Source organism: Lysinibacillus sp. 2017, from assembly GCF_003073375.1.
Lineage (GTDB): Bacteria > Bacillota > Bacilli > Bacillales_A > Planococcaceae > Solibacillus.
The window spans coordinates 3698127-3718317 of the sequence record NZ_CP029002.1; the positions used below are offsets into that span (position 1 = coordinate 3698127).

The following is a 20191-nucleotide window of genomic DNA, read 5'->3' on the forward strand; positions in this document are numbered from 1 at the left end:
CTGCTTTCAATTGCTAAAAACATTTCAAGTCATGCAAAATTTTAAAAGGGAATAATAAAAGGGCTATACGGATAAAATAATATCCGCATAGCCTTTTGTGAATTTTTAAACCTATGCTCCGTTATCTCTTTTGATAAAGGAAATAATATCGATATATAGATTGGTCATTTCTTCAGGGGTTTTATCTAACCCATTTTGAACCCATTGTTCAATTAATCCTAAAAAAGCAGAAGTGATGAAGGATAAAAAGTATTCAATTGGGACTTTTAAATTCGCCATGAGGTTTTCATTTTTTTCTAAATTAACGCGCACTTTTTCTGAAAAGGCATCTCGAAATCGAAGGTGAAAGCCTGCTCTACCGCGGTCACTTAAAAAGATTTTTAATAAGGGTGCATGCATTTTAATCGAGCTAAATAATGTGGCTGCTAATTGCTCTTGCCCTTTTTCAAACGTCTGTGTAGATGAATAATGTGTTTGCAACTCATCAATATGGTTTCCTACATCTTCAAATAGTTGCTGCTCTACTTGATCCAGCAAATCAAACTTATCTTTATAATGTAAATAAAATGTCCCGCGATTAATTTTTGCAAATTTTGTAATGTCTCCTACGGTAATCGCTTCAAACGGCTTATTTTCTAAAATTTTCAGAAAGGACATTTGAATAAGTCGTTTTGTTTTCCGATTTTTTTCTGTATAAATACTCATAACTATCACCCCACGTCAAAAATCAACACACTGTTTGCTTTTGTTTATTGCTTTACTATACGCTCAAGTTATAAGATATACAAGTACTACTAAACAATATGTTGAAAATTGAGAGAGGATGAAAACCACATGAGATTATTTAAAGAAAAATTAGCATGGGCTGCTCCCATCGCTGTTATATTAATTATTGCTCTATTCTCGCTGAACTTATTCGCTCAAGGGGATCCAAAGGTAAAAAATCTACCAGTTGCACTTATTACGAGTGATGAGGGCGACCATGTTGACGCTGTAAAAACTGCAATTGAACAAATGAGTAAAGGTATCGACGGGGAAGAACCGATGTTAACTTTTACAAATGAAAAAGAAGCAGATATTGAAGATTTATTTGCTGATAAAGAATATTACGCAGCATTAGTTATTCCAGAGGGTTATAATGATGCCGTGCAAAATGCCATGACAAACAACACACCTGCAACTTTAAAAGTCTATATTAACCAAGGCTTTAACATGACAGGTGCAAACTTTGCAAAAACTGCTTTAAACGGTTTAATTACACAGATTAGCAATCAATATTCTACAAACTTTGTAGAGCAAATGGGCGATGAGCAAATCGATGCGAACAAAGCATCCGTGCTAGTACACCCAATCGTTTCCGAAGAAAAAGTATTCAATGCCATTACAACGGCTACAGCTAATGGTAGTGCACCGACATTAATGGCCGTGCCTGCTTGGGTTGGCGCCTTAATCGGTGGTTTCATTGTATTCTTAGCATCATCAAGCATACTTAAAAGAGAGATGCTAACACGTAAACAAACATTACGCCTAATGGGTGGCCAAATTTTATTTGGTATTATTATCGCCCTATTCTCAGGTTTTACGGTGGCAACACTTGCACAGCTCGCTGGTATTAACATGCCAAGCTATTTACTAGTTGCGTCCTTTGTATCGTTTGCAGCGTTCTGTTTCTTCTTACTTGTATCAGCCATTACTGCATGGATTGGTAAACCAGCCATTACATTATTCATGGTTGTTATGCTTCTAGGTATGGGTGTTCTAATGACGCCACAAGAAATGCTTCCAAGTTTCTTCGTAAACTTCATCCGTCCATGGGTACCGCTTCGTTTCGCTTCTGAAGGGTTGCGTGAAATCTTCTACTTCGGTAGTGGCTTCTATACTGGTGGCTCATTCAACACGATTTTAGGAATCGGTATCGCTGGTTTAGTCATTTTACTACTTTCTATTTTCAAACCAGTACGTGCCAAAAACAATTAATGCATGAAACAGACTGTCCGAAAAGTCAGATGCACATCTGATTTTTCGGCAGCCTTTTTATTATGTGTATCAAAAAATTAAAATAAAAAATCGACCTCTTTTGTAAAATGAGGTCAGTCAAGCTCCCTACTTATAGAAAACTTACCGATGATGTAGTTAACGTTGTGGAAATGGTGCTAGTTGAAATATCGAGGAGATTAGCAATTATAACCTAATCTCTTATTTTTCATTGGAAAATAGATAGCTTTTTTAAAAAGCTACATACGAGTAAGGCAATGAAGATGCCGACGCAATTTTGGACTAAATTTCCTGGAATTGAGGCAAAAGGAATGAGCCAGCTATTATATAAAATACGTTCGCAAACATAGTAACCAAGAAGCATAAATGGAATAGAGCTTATTGTCGCTAGTATGTTATATACTAAGCTCTTTCCATTATGGTGATAAGACCAAGCAATCTTACCAACAATGTAGCCTTGGAGTCCACGAGCAATAAACGTAAAGGGTGCCCATAATGTCCAGCCAGAAACTAAATCAAAAAGAGCCATTCCAAATGCTCCTGCTATTGCCCCTTTTTTTGGACCAAATAATATAGATACGATAAATAACATCGCGGATCCCAGATGAACGAGCCCACCATTCGCAGCAATCGGTAAACGGATATTAATAAAAAAAGTAGCGATAAAGACAAGAGAAATGAGCATGCTTGTTAGAATCAAGTCAAACGTTTTTTTACTTGTGCTTGTGAAGCTTGATGTTTGCATGAGGAACACTCCTTTATTAAGATGTACCTCATATTAGCAATACTCTGACAATAAACAAAGTATCAATTTCCGTTAATTTGGAAGGGTCAGATTAATAACTTGCATTGCAAATGCTTCAGGACTCGTTATTTAATTCTGTATTAGCAACAATCCCTTTTCTCTATTTACATTCATTCTTCTACATGTCCCACATTTTCCATTCGTAAGTCATATACCTTACATCTTTTTATTAGAACATCTATAATATTTAACGCACTCAATTTTTATAAACAATTAAATTAGGAGTCTTATATGAAGAAACGTACATTACTTTTTCGTGGAGTTTGCTATATTGCCTGTATTCTTAGTATTTTACTAATCCTTTATAAAAGTGGAATTCGAATTTCAGACTTATCGCCCGAAACAATCTTAACTATTGCTCACCACAATATGATTTTAGTGTTACTCATTATGTTGGTGCTCATGTCGTTGCAAAACCTTTTTACTTTTATTCCACTCATTCTTGTTATTACGATTAACATTGCACTATTTGGCTTTTGGAAAGGTTATTTATATAGCTGCTTTTGTAGTGTTGTTGGAAGTACAGTTATTTTCTTATCCATTCGTTATCTCTTCCCTAATCTTTTTTCATCAACTAAAATGCAAAAATATGAACAAAAAGTCGAGAAAAACGGCTTCTTATTTGTTCTATCTGGACGCATCTTACCGTTTCTACCAACCAACTTAATCAATATTGTTTCTGGATTAAGCTCGATGAAACTTTCACACTTCGTCTCTGCAACCACTCTTGGTAATATGATTTATGGTTTGGTTTTAGCTTCAGCTTCTTTCAGTGTATTAAGTATTTCAAACCACAATCAATTTCTATTCCTTGTCATTATTGGCATTCTACTCATCATTTTTGTAATCCGCTTTCTGAAAAAATGTAAAACACCCAAAACATTGTAAGTAATGTTTTGGGTTCTTCTTTTTTATTAATCAACTAACCACACTTACTTTGAGATAAAGTTTAGCACGTTCTCGAACCTTACTTTTTTTAATTCATATTATACATAAGCAGCGTATTGGATTCTGTTAGATGCTCTCATGCAACGAATGCGAATGCCTGGATAAAAAACCATATAAAGAAGGTGATCCTAATTCACAATTCCAAGTATCTAGAATTCTTATCTAAGTTTGGGATTGGCGGTGCACACCCTGGTGGTCTTAACTTAACAAAGAAAATATTCAAGTCGGAGAACATTAATCATTCTTCTGAAATTTTAGATGTAGGGTGTGGTACTGGCCAAACTGCTGCTTATTTAGCTAATAGATACGATGCAAAAGTAACTGGCATAGATGTCAACCCAACAATGGTGGCAAAGGCCACAAGGAGAATGAAAAAAAATCACTTACCCGTAAAAATAATTCAAGGCTCAATAGAAAAAATCCCGTTACCGGATCGTCATTTTGATTTTATTATTTCTGAATCTGTCCTTTCTTTTGTAAATAAACCTATAGCCCTTAACGAAATCTTTCGGTTATTAAAGAATGGTGGTCGGTTCATTGCAATTGAACTAACGATGATTCAGCGACTAACAGAAAAAGAGGAACAGGAAATCAAACAATTCTATGGTTTTGATTCCCTTAATACGAAAAAAGATTGGGTGGCCTTATTGAATCAGGCCGGTTTTGAACATGTTCATATACGAAAAGATACATCTACTGATTCAGAACCTGATTACCACTTCTCAGACGATATTGAGCCTGAATTTTACGAAGTCATGGAAAAACATTTGGAGATGACCTTTAAGTATCTAAATTATTTGGACTCTCGAATTTATTCATGTACAAAATAAGTTGAGCGTTAGTTAAACCGATGAAAAGATAATACGGTTATATTAGAACAAGGATATTCAATCAATGTTGAATACCCTTGTTTCTATTTTAGTAATAGGACGATTTCCCGTAATAAGATTATACACAGAATACATAATTATTTAGGATTTCACAGATAACTATGCTATATTGAATAAGTAGAAACAACATTAATACTTGTTGACACCGAATAATGGTCATTTAAGATTGCGAAATCAGCATTATTGGGTGCCAAACCCTAGAGTTCTTTAGGAACAAAGAATTCTACCGCAGCATCTCCTCGTGAGATGCTGCTTTTTTTTGTTTCCATAAAGTTTCTTAAGGCTATTAATTAACGCAGGAAAAAATGCCGAAACGTTGTTAAATCTACGTTTCGGCATTTTGAAATTCCAGTAATTCTGTAAAAAAGGGGATTAAACTGCCCCCTCTTAATTCGTTGTATCTTTCGATGAATCTTCAATTAAATAAACTTCACCGTCTTTATAAACCATTTGTTCTGGATAACGTAGGTTTATAACCGCGTCCTGAAGTTCTTGGGAAGGGGCACGTGTTGAGAGTGACACAATTATATTAGTAGCGAAGGCAGCGATCGCCCCGAAAACACCAGCGCCTGTATCGATAATACCTAATATCGTAAAGTGACCATACTTCGCACCAAAAATGTAAAGAAGTGTCACAGCTAAACCAACAAGCATGCCCGCCATAGTTCCTTTTGCATTTGCACGTTTCCACCAGACTCCTAGTACGAGCGCAGGGAAGAAAGTACCGGTAGCAAGCGCAAATGCCCATGCAACGATTTGTGTAATGGCACCAGGTGGGTTTAGTGCAATAAGTCCTGCTAGTAGTGTTGCAACGACAATGGAAATACGACCTACAAGTAAGCGTTTTTTTTCAGATGCTTGTGGATTGATGATGCGGTAATAAATATCATGTGCAAACGATGAAGAAATCGAAATCATTAAGCCACCAGCTGTAGATAGCGCAGCCGCCATTGCACCTGCAGCCACTAGTCCAATAACAAATACACCTAGATTTGCGATTTCAGGCGTAGCCATTACGACAATATCGTTGGCGATTTTAAGTTCAAGCCATTGAAGAATGCCATCACCATTCGTATCGGCGATTCCTAATTTTCCTGTATCAATCCATGATTGAGTCCACGCAGGTAACTCAGCAATTTTTCTACCAGCGACTTCCGTCATTAAAATAAAACGAGCAAAGGCTGCATAAGCTGGTGCACTAAAATATAAAAGTCCGATAAAAACTAATGCCCATGCACCTGACCAACGAGCCGCCTTCATAGTACCTACCGTATAAAAACGTACAATAACATGTGGAAGTCCAGCTGTACCACACATTAATGTAAACATAAGTGCTAAGAACTGCCACTTAGTTCCGTTTGTAAAGGGTGCAAAATATTCCGAAATTCCGAGTTCTCGGTCGAGTTCTCCCATTTTTGTTAAAACTTCACCATAGGAAATCCACGGTAAAGGATTACTAGTTAAATGTAATGACATAAAAATAACAGGTACTAAATAGGCGATAATTAAAATAATATATTGTGCTACTTGTGTCCAAGTAATACCTTTCATCCCACCGAATGCTGCATAAAATGCAATTAACACAACACCGATAAGTGTTCCTATTTTAGCATCAATTTCAAAGAGACGTCCGATTACTACACCAGAACCTGATAGCTGTCCAATTGAATACGTGAAGCTTATAATAATTGTACAGATAGCAGCTATTATTAGAGCTGCCTTACTATTAAAACGGTCTCCGATAAATTCAGGTACAGTAAAGCGACCGAATTTACGAAGCTGAGGTGCAAGTAATATTGTCAAAAATAAGTAACCGCCAGTCCACCCCATAATATAGGCTAATCCATCATAGCCCAGTAACATGATTGTACCAGCCATTCCGATAAAGGATGCTGCACTCATCCAGTCTGCCCCGATTGCCATCCCATTAAAAATAGGAGGTATTCCACGACCAGCAACATAGAAATCAGATGTTTGCTTAGCCGTATTATATACGGCAATCCAAATATATAAAGCAAATGTACATAATATAATCACCAGTGATACTAGAAATTGACTATCCATATTCAGCCTCCTTCCATTAGTGCTCCATCATATTTTTTGAACCTATTTCTTTATTTCGTTCATCATCAATCCCATATTTTTTATCAATTTTGTCCCCGACAATCGCATTAACAAACAGTAAAACAATGAAAGTAAATAATGCTCCAATTGCTCCCATAAAATAGTGGAATGGGAATCCCAATAACTGAAATTCAGTTAATGAGTCTGCAAACGCTACCACAACATAAGACACAAGAAACCAAAGAGCAAAATAAACAAGCATGTACCTATTTTTCTCACGGAAATAAGCATCAGCAACTTTTTTATCAATCTTCTTCATACGGACCACCTTTCTTCATAAATTATTTACCTCAAATCAAAAATAAACTGAAACGTTTCCTTTAAAGGAAGCGGTACCAAAACTACCTTGACAATCATTAAAATAATTAGTGCAGCCACAGGAAAGGTGAGCGCAATGAAACGTTTTTTTATTAGCGCATATACAAGACAGAAAATAGTAAATAAGATAAATATCAGAAGCAACTAAACACCTCCTAAAATCTCAACGTTTTTTTAATGTATGTTGGAAATAATCAAGATAAAACGACTATGAAATAAAAAAATTCCTCGTCGATTGATTCCGAAGAGATTTGAAGGGTTTACTAAATTAGACAAGCATCTATGTAACAACGATTGATAAAATTAAAACCACCTAAAACGATGGCAATTCAACGTTTTAGGTGGTTCTTATAAAAACCGCGTTTATTTATGATACGGTTCTCCTTTAATAATACGGAAACTACGATAAATTTGTTCTACTAACACAAGCTTCATTAACTGATGTGGTAATGTCATCTTACCAAAGCATAATTTTTCATCCGCGCGTTTTAGTACATCTTCGTGCAACCCAAGTGAACCACCAATAACAAAGGCAATCTTACTTTTCCCATACGTCATAAGTGCATCTAAATCGGCAGCCATCTCTTCACTGGTCTTCATCTTACCGTCTAACGCCAGGGCGATCACATATGTTCCGTCATTAATTTTTGCAAGGATACGTTCCCCTTCTTTACGTTTGACGATATCCATATCCGCCTCGCTTAATTGCTCAGGCGCTTTTTCATCAGGCACTTCGATTAAATCTACTTTTGCATAGCCACCTAAACGCTTTACATATTCATCAATGCCCATTTTCAAATACTTTTCTTTTAATTTTCCAACCGAAACAACCGTTATATTCACAACTTATCCACCTTTACATTCCATTTACAAACAAGTTATCCACAAATGTTATACACATATCCACAGGTAAATCCCATATATTGTGTAAAGTTATTTACTTGATACAATATATGTTGCTTGTTCTTCACAATAAGAACAAACTGTGGATAACTTTTGTTCTTCCGTTAATAAATCCATCATTGGAAAATCTCCAGTCTCTGCAACATGCACATCTAAAGCGTGGTCTATATGGGTTTCACAGCTAAATTTTTTCATTTTAATCCTTCTTTCTTTTCTGAAATTTCCACAAACTTATGCACAATTTATAAGATGTTATCCACAATTCATTGTAACAAACAGAAAACGAGTAGAAAAGAAGCCCTATTCTTCTCTACCCGTTGTGCTTAATTTTTAAATGCCATTCAGTTATCCACAGTCTATAATTCCGCGTTTTGTACTAACTCTAAATGTGCTTCTACTAATTGGCCTTGTCGATAAACCTTCATTTGAAGTGTATCACCAATTTCTGTTTCATTGTATAAATGTTTACGAAGATCAATGGCATTTTCAATTTTTTTGCCATCCATTTCTACAATGACATCATATTGTTGTAAGCCTGCTTTTTCTGCTGCTGACCCACGAACAACTTGTGAAATGACAACACCACTTGTTACTTCATCTGGTATTTGTAAATTTTGTTGTTGATAATACGATGGCACTTCTGATAAATCTACCAATGAAACACCCATTGTTGGACGTTGTACTTGTCCACTTTGTTCTAATTCTTCGATTACTGGAATCGCCGAATTGATTGGAATAGCAAATCCTAACCCTTCAACTGAAGACTCTGCAATTTTCATTGAGTTAATACCAACCAGTTCACCGGCGATATTAATAAGTGCACCACCTGAATTACCTGCGTTAATCGCAGCATCTGTTTGTAGTACATCTGTTGACCAATCTTCTACACCATCTTCATTTAAATCTACTGGTACCGAACGATCTTTCCCTGAAATAACACCTGTCGTTACTGAGCCATAAAAATCTAATCCTAAAGGATTCCCGATTGCAATCACGGTTTCACCTTGTTTTAAAACTTCCGAATCACCAAACTGTGCAACCGTATCAATTCCTTTACTAGAAATCGAGATAACGGCTAAGTCTGTCCAAATATCACTACCTACTAGCTGTGCCTCCGCTTTAGAGCCATCATCTAATGTGACTTCAATTTGTTTTGCGTCTTCGACTACGTGATGATTCGTAATGATAAAGGCACGATCTCCATCTACTTTGTAAACAACACCAGAACCACTACCAACCGGTTGTTCTTTACCTGCGCTTTGGTTCCAGAAGTTTGTTGTTACTTCTTGTATGTTTGTAATTCCAACAACTGCGCTCGATGCCTTTTCCACAGCGGTTGTGACATCCGTTGTCACTTCTGTAGCCGTTTGACTAATCGTTGAGCCTGTTGAATGATTTGAACTACTCGATACTTGATTAGCTCCTGGTAGCTGGTCTGCTAAGGATGGTAACAACAGCCACAATAATAATGCCCCTACAATCACACCACTTAATCCCGTTATAAAGTAACCGAATTTACTGCCACCTTTATTCTTTTTATTTTGACGTTTTTGCTTTTCTTCTTCTTCACGTTTTAAACGATCCTCAAATTCCAACATGCGTTGATCTTGCTCTGATTTTTTTTCATCTTCAGGAGAGTAACTCATATTCATCATCCTTTCATTCTTTTCTTACTGTTAGAATACACATAAAACATTAAAATTAGATGAAAATCATTTAAAACATCGTTAAAAAATCACTTAATTTTTTATAATTTCAACAAAAAAAGAACTTTGCTTTATAGTTAGCAAAGTTCTTATACCCTTTTTTAAATTGTCACCAGCGCTGTAGGCTCTTCTGCATCGGTATCATGTAAGTGCAAGAATTCTCCTGTAATGATGCCACAAGACTCTAAAGTTTGTGTGACACTCATACGCGCCAATTCTTTCATATTATTATCCTTACTTAAATGGGACAAGTAGATTTGTGTTGGCTTTTCGGCCACAACATCGCTCATTGCAACGGCTGCATCTTCATTTGACACGTGACCGACATCAGATAAAATACGGCGTTTAATGCTCCATGGATATCTTCCCATTTGAAGCATGCTCACATCATGATTACTTTCAAATACATAAGAATCCGCTGCGGCAATATATCCTTTCATTCGGTCGCTTACATAGCCTGTATCGGTAATAACAGCAAGCTTGCGGCCATCTTCATTGAATGTATAAAACATTGGGTCCACCGCGTCATGTGATACCGCAAATGATTGAATATCAATTCCACCAAATGTTTTAACCGTTTCCATGTCGAAATGGTAACGTAAATCAGTCGGAATATTGCCGATATGACCTTCCATCGCATCCCATGTTTTTGCATTTGCAAAGATTGGGATCTTATATTTTCTCGCCACAACACCTAAACCTTTGATATGGTCACTATGCTCATGTGTTACTAAAATGCCTGATAAATTTTTCATATCACGATCAATGTTAGCAAACAGCTGTTCCATCTTTTTCCCGCTTAAGCCGACATCTACTAAAAATGAATGCTGATCATTTTCAACATAGACCGCGTTACCAGTACTCCCACTTGCTAAAACGCTAAATCGCATCGTTTAAACTCCTTACTTTTCGAGATCCTCTTCCTTAACTTCGGTTAAGTCATTTTGAATATCGACGATTTTTCCATCGACTGCATTTACAAAATGAACCTCTTCTGTTTTATCTGCTGTGTTAACTCGTACTTCCCATGTCGGGGCAAATACTTGTGTTTGTGTTAATTGAACAATTGTAGAATAGCCTAGATTCATTTTTAATATTTGAGAATCTGGCTTTAATAGATTATTGCTATATAAAATTTGCAATACTTGAAGCGGTGTCATTAACGTTTTTTGTTTCTCTAATTTTTCGTGTTTTTCAAGTATTGTTTGCTCATAAGCATATACACGACCGTCTTCATTCCAATAAATTTTCACATAGCCACGCATATTATAATAAAGCGTTAAGTTGTTAACCTTTTGAAAAAATATTGCTTCACGCTTTTCTTCATCCAATTTCCATAACGTATACGAATCTCCTTTGTTTACATAGCTATAAACAAATTCCGTATATTGATCGCGAGACCCGTTTTCCTGTAATTTCACTGGCTTATCCATCGTGACAACAAGCTTACTGTCATTTTCAATAGTGGCCTTTTGATTTGCAAAATAGGGTACTTCAGAAGGTTGGAAATTTTTAATTTGTCCTGAGTAATAAGAAGCCGTGTCGTTGTTGTTAGGTAAGGAAATATACGTAATATTATCTTCCTTCAACTGAGATTCGATTTTCGTTTTTTCTCCTAAAACTTCAATCTTCTCTCCTTCATTATAACTCTCTAAGTATTGTGTGTATAAAAAGATGTTCAATATTAAAAATACCCAAATAAAAATGGTCTTTGTTCTATTCCAATCCATTATCAATACCCCCTAAATGCTCGGGTAAAATGCGCGTCCATGAATTATTTGAAATGATGAACCAACTTGGCTCTAATAAAAAGAGATCCTTCTCTAAATCTTGTGTTAAATAATAGCCAACAACGAGATCATCGATATCTTCAAATGAAGATTCACTATCATTTTGAAGACCTGCAATCACTTCTGTTCCAGATGATAATTGTTTAACAGTCCGCTCACTCGGAATATCCGCATTTGATTCAATTGAATAATAAGGGCGACGATAACGGAAAATACGATTTTCTCCCCACGTTGTTACAATACGTGTCATTGTCATGTTGCTATAAATTGGATAACCATGTAAAAACATTTGATACTCCGTCATATGCTTTCCAATATTCATTGTAGATAGGCGATAATCTACTGTAAATCCACCATGATCATTCACAAAGTCAAAGCTATCCGATAATAGGCGCTCTGATGGAATCAGTGCGATACTTTCCGCTGGCGGATACACATAATTAAAAATTCGGTTTTGCTTATCTACTGTCATTAATGACGTACCATCTGTATACTTTTCTGATTGTGCACTTTCTATATTACCTTTCACAATATTTGGATCACTGAAAAGTAAATTTTTAAATTTATCTGTATGTGTCTCATCGATGAAATACGTATATTTAGTAGACTTAAGTGGATCTTGCGTCACATAAAGTGAAAGTAGCGAATCCCGCTCAACTTCCGTATAAGGGCTGTAGGTTTTAGCAGGCTCCGTAACTTCTGCTAAAAAGCGCTTCGTATTCGGAACATCCGCTGATGCACGGAATAAAGTTCGTTTTTCCGTATTTAAAAATAGCAATTGCACTTGATCATTTGCTTCAATACCTGACCAATCCACTAGCAGTCGTGTAAAGCTTGCATCGGGTACTTCCTTATCACTAATCGATAATAAGTTCGCAAATATTTGAATTGGTATTTCCTCATTAAAAAATAATGTTACTTGGTTATTCATGCGCAAAATTTCATTTATTTCTGCATCTGTTAAATCACTATTAATTAAATTTAATTGGCTTGTATGAATCGTGGATAATTGATCATAAATGCTATTAATAACATTGGTTGATACGGTGCCATAATATTCATCGTTCTGACGAAACAGTGCACGGTACGGCTTCAAAACATCCTTTAACTCCTTCGTTTCACCGATCAGGATTTCCTCTACTTTTGATTCCTCAATCAATTCATAATCTGGCTTATAGCTCCAAATCATTAGCGTTAGAGTAACACTTAATAAAACGAGGAATGTTAATAGAAATGATTTCGTTTGTTCGATATATTTCATTCCCAATCCCCCGTCTCATCAAGTTCATAAGGTAGTGTGAAGAAGATCGTTGTACCATATCCTTCCTCACTCTCTGCCCAAATCTTGCCGCCATGTGCTTCAATCATTTCACGCGCAATCGCAAGACCTAACCCTGTACCACCCATAGAACGAGCACGTGCACGGTCAACACGATAGAAACGATCGAAAATCCTTCCGACATTTTCTTTCGGAATCCCCATACCATCATCTGAAATCATTACGCGTAGCATATTATCATGCACAGTAAAGCCAAATCGAATATTCCCACCATCTGGCGAATATTTCATTGCATTTGAAATAATATTATCGATTACTTGTGTCAGCTTATCGGTATCAATTTCAACAAAGTAACTTGTTTCTGGCAATAAACGAATAAATTCTACACTTTGTGATTTTGACATTTCAAAGCGATCAATTATACGTGTGAAAAATTTATTGAATTCTACAAATTCCATGCTTAATTCATATTCCTGGCTATCCATTTTTGATAGCTGCAATAAATCATTTACAAGACGAATCATGCGCTCAGTTTCCGTTTGTGTAACATTTAAAAACGTTGGGGCAATATTTTCATCACGCCATGCCCCATCAGCTAATGCTTCTAAATAACTGCGCATTGTTGTAAGGGGTGTACGTAATTCATGCGATACATTGGCTACGAATTCTCGTCGCTCCATATCAATTTTTTCCTGTTCAGTAATATCATGAAGCACTGTAATTAACCCATTCACAAAGCCCGTTTCTTTCTGAATAACAGAGAAGTTTGCACGTAACACATAAGGTGCATCATTCATACTGAAATCCAAATTAACCGAATCCTTCATATGAATCAAATCTTCAAAGCTATATTCTTGATCCAAACCAAGTAGCGATGCAATTGGTCGATTTAATGTTGATTCTCTCGTTTCATGAAGTAAGCTAAGTGCTGGGTCATTAATTAAAATAATTTTGCCTTTTCGGTCCGTTGCAATAACACCATCTGTCATATTACTTAATACACTAGCCAACTTGCGTCGTTCGGCTTCTGTCGTCGATTGTGCCTCTTGTAAACGATTGGTTAAGTGGTTGAACGCAATCGCCAGTTGACCGATTTCATCTGTACTATACACACGTACTTTTCGTGAATAGTTTCCTTTTGACATTGCCTGTGCTTGCTTACGCATATCTGAAATAGGACGCGTAATTGTACGTGCAACTAAAATCCCTAAAATAATTGTAATAACTAAAGACACCGCAATACCTGCTGCGAAAATACGGTTAATTTCATTTAATTGCTCGTACACTTTTTCTATATTGGACTCAATATAAATGGCACCTAAAATTTCTCCATTTGGTCCAACCGTATCTCGAATTGGTGCGGCTAACACCCAGACGCGCTTCCCAGATTCACTATCTAAAGAAATTGAATCCTGTAAAGTTTCTGAAGAAATCGCCTTACGAATAATTTCATAATTTGCACGGTGTCCAATAAGTGATTGGTTCTCGTCTTCTGAAGTGGCTAAAATTCGATTATGATTATTAATAACGATAATTTCATTGATATCCTCTTTTGAAAACTCCTTCAAAATAACACTCAAACTCGTTTCAATTTCGTATGCTGAATCATCCAGTTTCTTCAACATTTCTTCACGTATACTGTAATTAACTAATTCAATACGTTGTAAAATTGAGTCTTGGAAACTCGTCTTTAAATTTTCTTCTAACTGCTTCGAAAAATAAATACCTATTATTTGAAGAGCTATAATAATCAGTAGCATGTAAATGAGTACAAGCTTTACATGGATCGATTTAAAAAAACTTACCTTCTGCATAGATTCTACTCCTGTTCAGGATTTCGTAAGTAATAGCCCACTCCTCGTCTTGTCACGATCCATAACGGATGACTTGGATTATCCTCAATTTTTTCACGTAAACGGCGAATCGTTACATCTACTGTACGCACATCACCGAAATAATCATAGCCCCACACCGTTTGTAATAAGTGTTCACGCGTCATTACTTGACCGATATGCTTCGCTAAATAATGAATTAATTCAAACTCACGATGCGTTAATTCAATCGATTCATCACGTTTTAATACTAAATACGCATCTGGCTGAATGATTAAAGAACCAACCTCAATATCGTTTGTTTCAATTTGCGCTTCTTCAACTTGTGCTGGCACATTTAATCGACGCATATTTGCTTTCACACGAGCGATTAACTCACGCGTACTAAATGGCTTCGTCACATAATCATCTGCACCCATTTCAAGCCCTAGTACTTTATCAATTTCAGAACCTTTTGCTGTCAGCATAATAATCGGAAAATCGTATTTTTTGCGTATTTCACGGCATACTTCCATACCATCACGCTTGGGTAACATAATGTCTAAAAGCATTAAATCTGGCTGTTCTTCTTCTACTTTTTGAAGGGCCTCGTCACCATCATAGGCACAAATCACGCGGTATCCTTCTTTAATTAAGTTGAACTGTAAAATATCTGCAATTGGCTTTTCATCGTCAACAACTAAAATCGTTTTATCCATAATTCTTTCCTCATTTCATTTAGAATTCTATATAAATCAACGGATTATTTTCTTTATATCTACTTAATACTCTAACATGGTTTAGGTTTCGTTGCATTAGACAGCTATTTGCACGCAATTATTTTCTGGGAAATATCTATGTCTCACCTTAAACTATTAAAAATGGGCAGCCCAAATAAACTTGGTCTGCCCACTAATTTGATTAATTTAAATAGGATAACGGGTTCATTACTGAGCCGTTTTTATGAACTTCAAAATGCAAGTGAGTCCCTGTTGAACGTCCTGTTGAACCCATTACACCAATCGCGGTACCTTGTTCGACTACTTGTCCGACTGATACGCCAATTTTTGATAAATGGGCATAAACAGTTTCATAACCATTATTATGATCTATTACAATATAGTTTCCATAAGTAGCGTGTTTTCCTGCTGTTTTTACAATACCATTATCTGATGCTTTAATCGTATAATCCGAAGGGCGTGCAATATCAATTCCTTCATGTGTACGTCCCCAGCGATGCCCCATTTGACTTGAAATATGCCCACCGTTTACTGGCCATGCAAATGATCCTGTACCAACAGATGGAATGACTTTCGTACCGATTACAACAACAAAATCTTCCGGAGCAACAAGTACATTTTCATTGGTTTCAACAATTGATGTACGCTTTCCATTTTCTTCAATATATACATACGTTGCTTCTTTTTTACCTTTTGCACCCTCTTGTTTTACGATGTGTTCGCCTTTAAGCATGGTTTCGTCCTCTTCTACAACTTTAACGAAATCAATTTCCTCTAATGTCTTTTTCTCATAGATTGCTTTTACTGAAACAAAAGGTTTTTCTACAGTCATATTCAGTTGCTGACCAATTTGAAGAACTGAAGTAGCTGTTATAGAAGGATTTAGCTGTAATAATTGTGCGGTTGTTAAGCCGTGTGTATTGGCGATAGAACCTAACACATCTCCAGCTTGTACAACATAACTTTCTGTTTCATGTGATCCTGTTTTTAACATTTGAATTGCTTCTTGAACGGTAATGACCTCTGATGGGTCAATTGTAATCTGTTCACCTGTAATATCTGCAGACAATTGGACTTCTTTCAATCGTGTTTCTTTTTCTTTTAATTCGGGTAAAGGAGATTCAGAAGTTCTTGCTTTTAATTCAGCTAATTGACTTTGAGAAACATATTGAAGCTTTAATCCATCAATTACAGCTTCAAAATCATTCTGATCCTTCAGTGATGCGATGACAGTGTCTCCAACTTTCAATGAATAGGCTTGCGCTTGAACTGTGATGGTCTCTTGAAGTTTCGTTAATGTTGATTGCTCATTTGTATCTACTTCAAATACTTGTTCAGGGATAATGTTAATATCCGTCTCTGCACTGATGGTTAAATTTTGAAACTGCGCACTTGCTGCTTGCTCTTTTTGGTCAACGATTTGTTGAACAGCTGCTTCATCTGCAACAGCGCCCATATAATTGTTTGCTACATATACGTGAAAAATCTTTTTAAATTCCTCTTTATTTGTTTCTTCAGCGAAACCTAGATTGAATGTCGCTGCCGAAACAATTACTGCAAAGATAGTTGCTAATCGTAATTTACCATTGTGAAGACTCTTTAGACTTAATTTACTTTTCAAGTCCATTTTGTTGCTATTCGAACTCATGATATAGCCCCTTCCAAAAAATATCTTATCTATTTAAAAAAGTGTAGTATTCTTTTAATTTAAAATTCACACTACGCTAATGTAACATATTTCTTGTTTCAAATGAACTACTTGCTACTTTTTGTAATCAAATTGTATTATTTTATAAAATATTGTTATATTTACTATTACTAGCATTATCATGTACTACTTTCTTTTTTTATATTCAATTTCTAGTTTTTTTATGCTTAATAATGTAATTTCCCTCTCTTTTTTGGTTACAATAGAGAGGGAAATTACATACAAAAAAACAGAAGTATTGAGATTCAATACTTCTGTTTTTTTAATTTTAATAATGGGTTTATACCCAAATATCATTCACAATATTCGTTTGCTCACGTGCTGGCCCTACAGAGAATGTCATTAAGTTAATCCCTGTTAGTTCGACAACGCGATTCACATAGTTACGTGCATTTTCAGGGAGTTCTTCTAATGTACGGATACTTGTAATATCTTCTGACCAACCTGGTAGCTCTTCATAAATCGGCTCACATTTTTCAATAATTTCTAAGTTTGCTGGGTACTCTGTGATTACTTCACCATTGTAGTTGTAGGCAGTACAGATTTTAACCGTTTCAAGACCTGATAATACGTCAATTGAGTTAAGTGCTAGATCTGTAATTCCTGACACACGACGAGAGTGACGAACGACAACTGCATCAAACCAACCCACACGACGAGGACGTCCTGTTGTTGTACCATATTCGCGACCTACTTCACGAATTTGATGACCAATTTCATCAAGCAATTCTGAAGGGAATGGCCCGTCCCCTACACGAGATGTATACGCTTTACACACGCCAACAACACGCTCAACAACATTTGGACCAACACCTGATCCAATCGCAATTCCGCCTGCTACTGGATTAGAAGACGTTACGAATGGATACGTACCTTGATCGACATCTAGCATAATACCTTGTGCCCCTTCAAATAATACCTTTCCGCCTTCATCAATTACATCATTTAATACCTTTGATGTGTCAGTTACATACTTCGCAATTTCTTGACCATAAGCATAATATTCTTCAAAAATATCTTCAAAATTTAGGCCCTCTACTTCATAAAACTTTGTAAAAAGACGATTTTTCAATTCTAAATTTGCACTTAATTTTTTTTCAAAAGTTGGTTTATCCAATAAATCTGCTATACGAATACCAATTCGACCTACTTTATCTTGATAACATGGTCCAATGCCTTTTGCTGTGGTACCAATTTTTTGATCGCCACGGCTTGCTTCATCCACGATGTCTTGATGGATATGATAAGGTAAAATCACATGTGCACGGTTTGAAATACGTAAATTTGATGTATCCACACCTCTTGCTTGTAAACCCTTCAGCTCTGTCACGATTGATTTTGGATTAATGACTACACCATTACCAATTACAGATAATTTATCTGAATAAAAAATACCTGATGGAATTAAATGCAGCTTATATGTTTCTTCGCCAATTTTAATCGTGTGACCTGCGTTATCTCCACCTGCAAAACGAGCAATGGCATCTGCTTTTTTAGAAAGGAAATCTGTAATTTTCCCTTTTCCTTCGTCTCCCCACTGTGTACCTACTACAACTACTGCTGTCATATTTGAGCACCTCCGACGATAAATACCCTTTTAAGCCTTCTAACTCAACAGGATACTTTCTCTATTCCTTTTGAAATTAATTAAAAAAACGTGCGATTATGTCTTTTCATCGCAAAGGACCTATTTCAAAATGATTGTAAACAGCTCCTCTACGATGAACCATGAACATTTTAACAATTTTGAAAGAGAAAAGTCAACAAAAAACACGAACATCTTTGAAATTGATTCAAAAATCGTTCGTGTTTAATTGCTATTCTTCTCGAGGTGGCGGGGTAAATTCTAAATTTAAAAATTTATTATACTCTTTTCGGAAGGCTAAACTTACCGTACCAGTTGGACCGTTACGTTGCTTAGCAATGATAATTTCGATAATATCTTTGCTTTCCGATTCTTTATCGTAGTAGTCATCACGGTATAAAAAGGCAACGATATCAGCATCTTGCTCAATCGAACCAGATTCACGTAAGTCACTCATCATCGGACGCTTATCTTGGCGCTGCTCTACACCACGTGAAAGCTGTGATAAGGCAATTACAGGTACTTTTAATTCACGTGCTAACCCTTTTAACGAACGTGAAATTTCCGATACTTCTTGCTGACGGTTTTCGCCTGGTTTCCCACTACCTAAAATAAGCTGTAAGTAATCGATTAGAATCATTCCTAATCCTTGCTCTTTTGCTAGTCGTCTACATTTTGCACGAATATCCGTCATACGAACGCCCGGTGAGTCATCAATATAAATACCTGAATTTGATAAACTTCCCATTGCCATGGTCAGCTTGCTCCAATCTTCCGGTTCTAATGCCCCTGTACGTAAGCGTTGTGCATCAATATTCCCTTCAGCACATAACATACGCATGACAAGTTGGTCTGCACCCATCTCCAGTGAGAAGATGGCTACATTTTCACGAGCCTTTACTGCTACACTTTGTGCAACATTCAGTGCAAAAGCTGTTTTACCAACGGATGGACGGGCTGCAACAATGATTAAATCATTACGTTGAAACCCAGCTGTCATCTTATCTAAATCTCGGAATCCTGTTGGAATACCTGTCACATCACCGTCACGTGATTGCAATTGCTCAATATTATCAAATGTTTGAACTAATACATCTTTTACGTGCTTAAAGTCTCCCGCATTTTTTCGGTTAGAAACTTCTAACATTTTCTTTTCAGCTTCTGCTAAAAGTATTTCTACTTCGTCTTCACGCGTATACCCATCGTCTGCAATTTTTGATGCAACACGAATCAGTCTGCGTAAAAGTGCCTTTTCCTCCACAATTTTTGCATAATGTGCAATATTTGCAGCCGTTGGAACAGCACTGGCAAGCTCCGTTAAATAACTAAGCCCTCCAACATCTTCTAACTCTTTCTTTGCTGATAACTCTTCTGTAACAGTGACAACATCTATCGCATTTCCTTTATCGCTTAAATTCAGCATCGTTTGGAAAATCTTTTGATGTGCAATATGATAAAAATCATCAGCAATAACAATTTCAGATGCTGTTATAAGTGCTTGTGGATCAAGGAAAATCGCGCCAATGACCGATTGCTCGGCTTCATTATTATGTGGAGGAACGCGGTCCATCATGGATTCGTTCATCGTT

General features: G+C 36.3%; 18 protein-coding genes. 3 read left to right on the plus strand and 15 right to left on the minus strand.

The genetic code is table 11. From position 1 onward, the window contains the following. Window positions 1-111: 111 nt before the first annotated feature. Window positions 112-705, minus strand: a complete 594-nt coding sequence (locus tag DCE79_RS18200; RefSeq protein WP_108714350.1) for a TetR/AcrR family transcriptional regulator — start codon at window positions 703-705, stop codon at window positions 112-114. Window positions 706-834: 129 nt separating this feature from the next. Between DCE79_RS18200 and DCE79_RS18205 the strand changes: the two genes are divergently transcribed. Beyond that, entirely contained in the window at window positions 835-1977 is a 1143-nt protein-coding gene (locus DCE79_RS18205; protein WP_108714351.1) for a YhgE/Pip domain-containing protein, read from the plus strand. A 226-nt stretch (window positions 1978-2203) separates the two neighbouring features. Here DCE79_RS18205 and DCE79_RS18210 read toward each other — a convergent pair whose 3' ends face one another. Next, window positions 2204-2740, minus strand: coding sequence for an ECF transporter S component (locus tag DCE79_RS18210; protein ID WP_108714352.1), 537 nt, complete (start codon window positions 2738-2740; stop codon window positions 2204-2206). A gap of 291 nt (window positions 2741-3031) precedes the next feature. Between DCE79_RS18210 and DCE79_RS18215 the strand changes: the two genes are divergently transcribed. Then, complete coding sequence (locus DCE79_RS18215; protein ID WP_108714353.1) at window positions 3032-3688, plus strand: TVP38/TMEM64 family protein; 657 nt, start codon at window positions 3032-3034, stop codon at window positions 3686-3688. Window positions 3689-3870: 182 nt separating this feature from the next. After that, window positions 3871-4578, plus strand: a complete 708-nt coding sequence (locus DCE79_RS18220) for a class I SAM-dependent methyltransferase (RefSeq protein WP_108714536.1) — start codon at window positions 3871-3873, stop codon at window positions 4576-4578. Between the two features lie 447 nt (window positions 4579-5025). On the opposite strand, the gene DCE79_RS18225 is transcribed toward DCE79_RS18220, so the two are convergent. The 13 genes from DCE79_RS18225 to dnaB form a co-directional block, all read right to left on the minus strand. After that, the gene (locus DCE79_RS18225) at window positions 5026-6702 is read right to left on the minus strand and encodes a sodium:solute symporter family protein (protein WP_108714354.1); all 1677 of its coding nucleotides are present in this window, start codon (window positions 6700-6702) and stop codon (window positions 5026-5028) included. 16 nt (window positions 6703-6718) lie between these two features. Continuing rightward, window positions 6719-7021: a DUF4212 domain-containing protein gene (locus tag DCE79_RS18230; protein WP_108714355.1), complete on the minus strand. Its 303-nt coding sequence runs from the start codon at window positions 7019-7021 to the stop codon at window positions 6719-6721. A gap of 422 nt (window positions 7022-7443) precedes the next feature. Next, window positions 7444-7923, minus strand: a complete 480-nt coding sequence (gene rlmH / locus DCE79_RS18235; RefSeq protein WP_108714356.1) for a 23S rRNA (pseudouridine(1915)-N(3))-methyltransferase RlmH — start codon at window positions 7921-7923, stop codon at window positions 7444-7446. Window positions 7924-8013: 90 nt separating this feature from the next. Then, window positions 8014-8178 carry a CxxH/CxxC protein gene (locus tag DCE79_RS18240; RefSeq protein ID WP_108714357.1) on the minus strand — a complete coding sequence of 55 codons (165 nt, stop codon included), beginning with the start codon at window positions 8176-8178 and terminating at the stop codon, window positions 8014-8016. Between the two features lie 161 nt (window positions 8179-8339). Continuing rightward, window positions 8340-9629, minus strand: a complete 1290-nt coding sequence (locus DCE79_RS18245; RefSeq protein WP_108714358.1) for a S1C family serine protease — start codon at window positions 9627-9629, stop codon at window positions 8340-8342. Window positions 9630-9790: 161 nt separating this feature from the next. After that, window positions 9791-10579, minus strand: coding sequence for an MBL fold metallo-hydrolase (locus DCE79_RS18250; protein WP_108714359.1), 789 nt, complete (start codon window positions 10577-10579; stop codon window positions 9791-9793). Window positions 10580-10591: 12 nt separating this feature from the next. Beyond that, on the minus strand, window positions 10592-11419 hold the full coding sequence (locus DCE79_RS18255) for a two-component system regulatory protein YycI (protein ID WP_108714360.1): 828 nt from the start codon (window positions 11417-11419) through the stop codon (window positions 10592-10594). Next, window positions 11406-12740 carry a YycH family regulatory protein gene (locus DCE79_RS18260; protein ID WP_108714361.1) on the minus strand — a complete coding sequence of 445 codons (1335 nt, stop codon included), beginning with the start codon at window positions 12738-12740 and terminating at the stop codon, window positions 11406-11408. Before DCE79_RS18260 ends, DCE79_RS18255 begins: the two co-directional genes overlap by 14 nt. Then, window positions 12737-14572, minus strand: a complete 1836-nt coding sequence (walK, locus tag DCE79_RS18265; RefSeq protein WP_108714362.1) for a cell wall metabolism sensor histidine kinase WalK — start codon at window positions 14570-14572, stop codon at window positions 12737-12739. The genes DCE79_RS18260 and walK overlap by 4 nt, the downstream gene beginning before the upstream one ends. Before the next feature lie 5 nt (window positions 14573-14577). Further along, window positions 14578-15288, minus strand: coding sequence for a response regulator YycF (gene yycF, locus DCE79_RS18270; protein WP_108714363.1), 711 nt, complete (start codon window positions 15286-15288; stop codon window positions 14578-14580). A 202-nt stretch (window positions 15289-15490) separates the two neighbouring features. Further along, a complete protein-coding gene (locus tag DCE79_RS18275) occupies window positions 15491-16957 on the minus strand; it encodes a M23 family metallopeptidase (protein WP_108714364.1) in 1467 nt (488 codons plus the stop codon). Window positions 16958-17297: 340 nt separating this feature from the next. After that, window positions 17298-18584, minus strand: a complete 1287-nt coding sequence (locus DCE79_RS18280) for an adenylosuccinate synthase (protein ID WP_108714365.1) — start codon at window positions 18582-18584, stop codon at window positions 17298-17300. A 250-nt stretch (window positions 18585-18834) separates the two neighbouring features. Beyond that, on the minus strand, window positions 18835-20187 hold the full coding sequence (dnaB, locus tag DCE79_RS18285) for a replicative DNA helicase (RefSeq protein ID WP_108714366.1): 1353 nt from the start codon (window positions 20185-20187) through the stop codon (window positions 18835-18837). Between the last annotated feature and the right edge of the window lie 4 nt (window positions 20188-20191).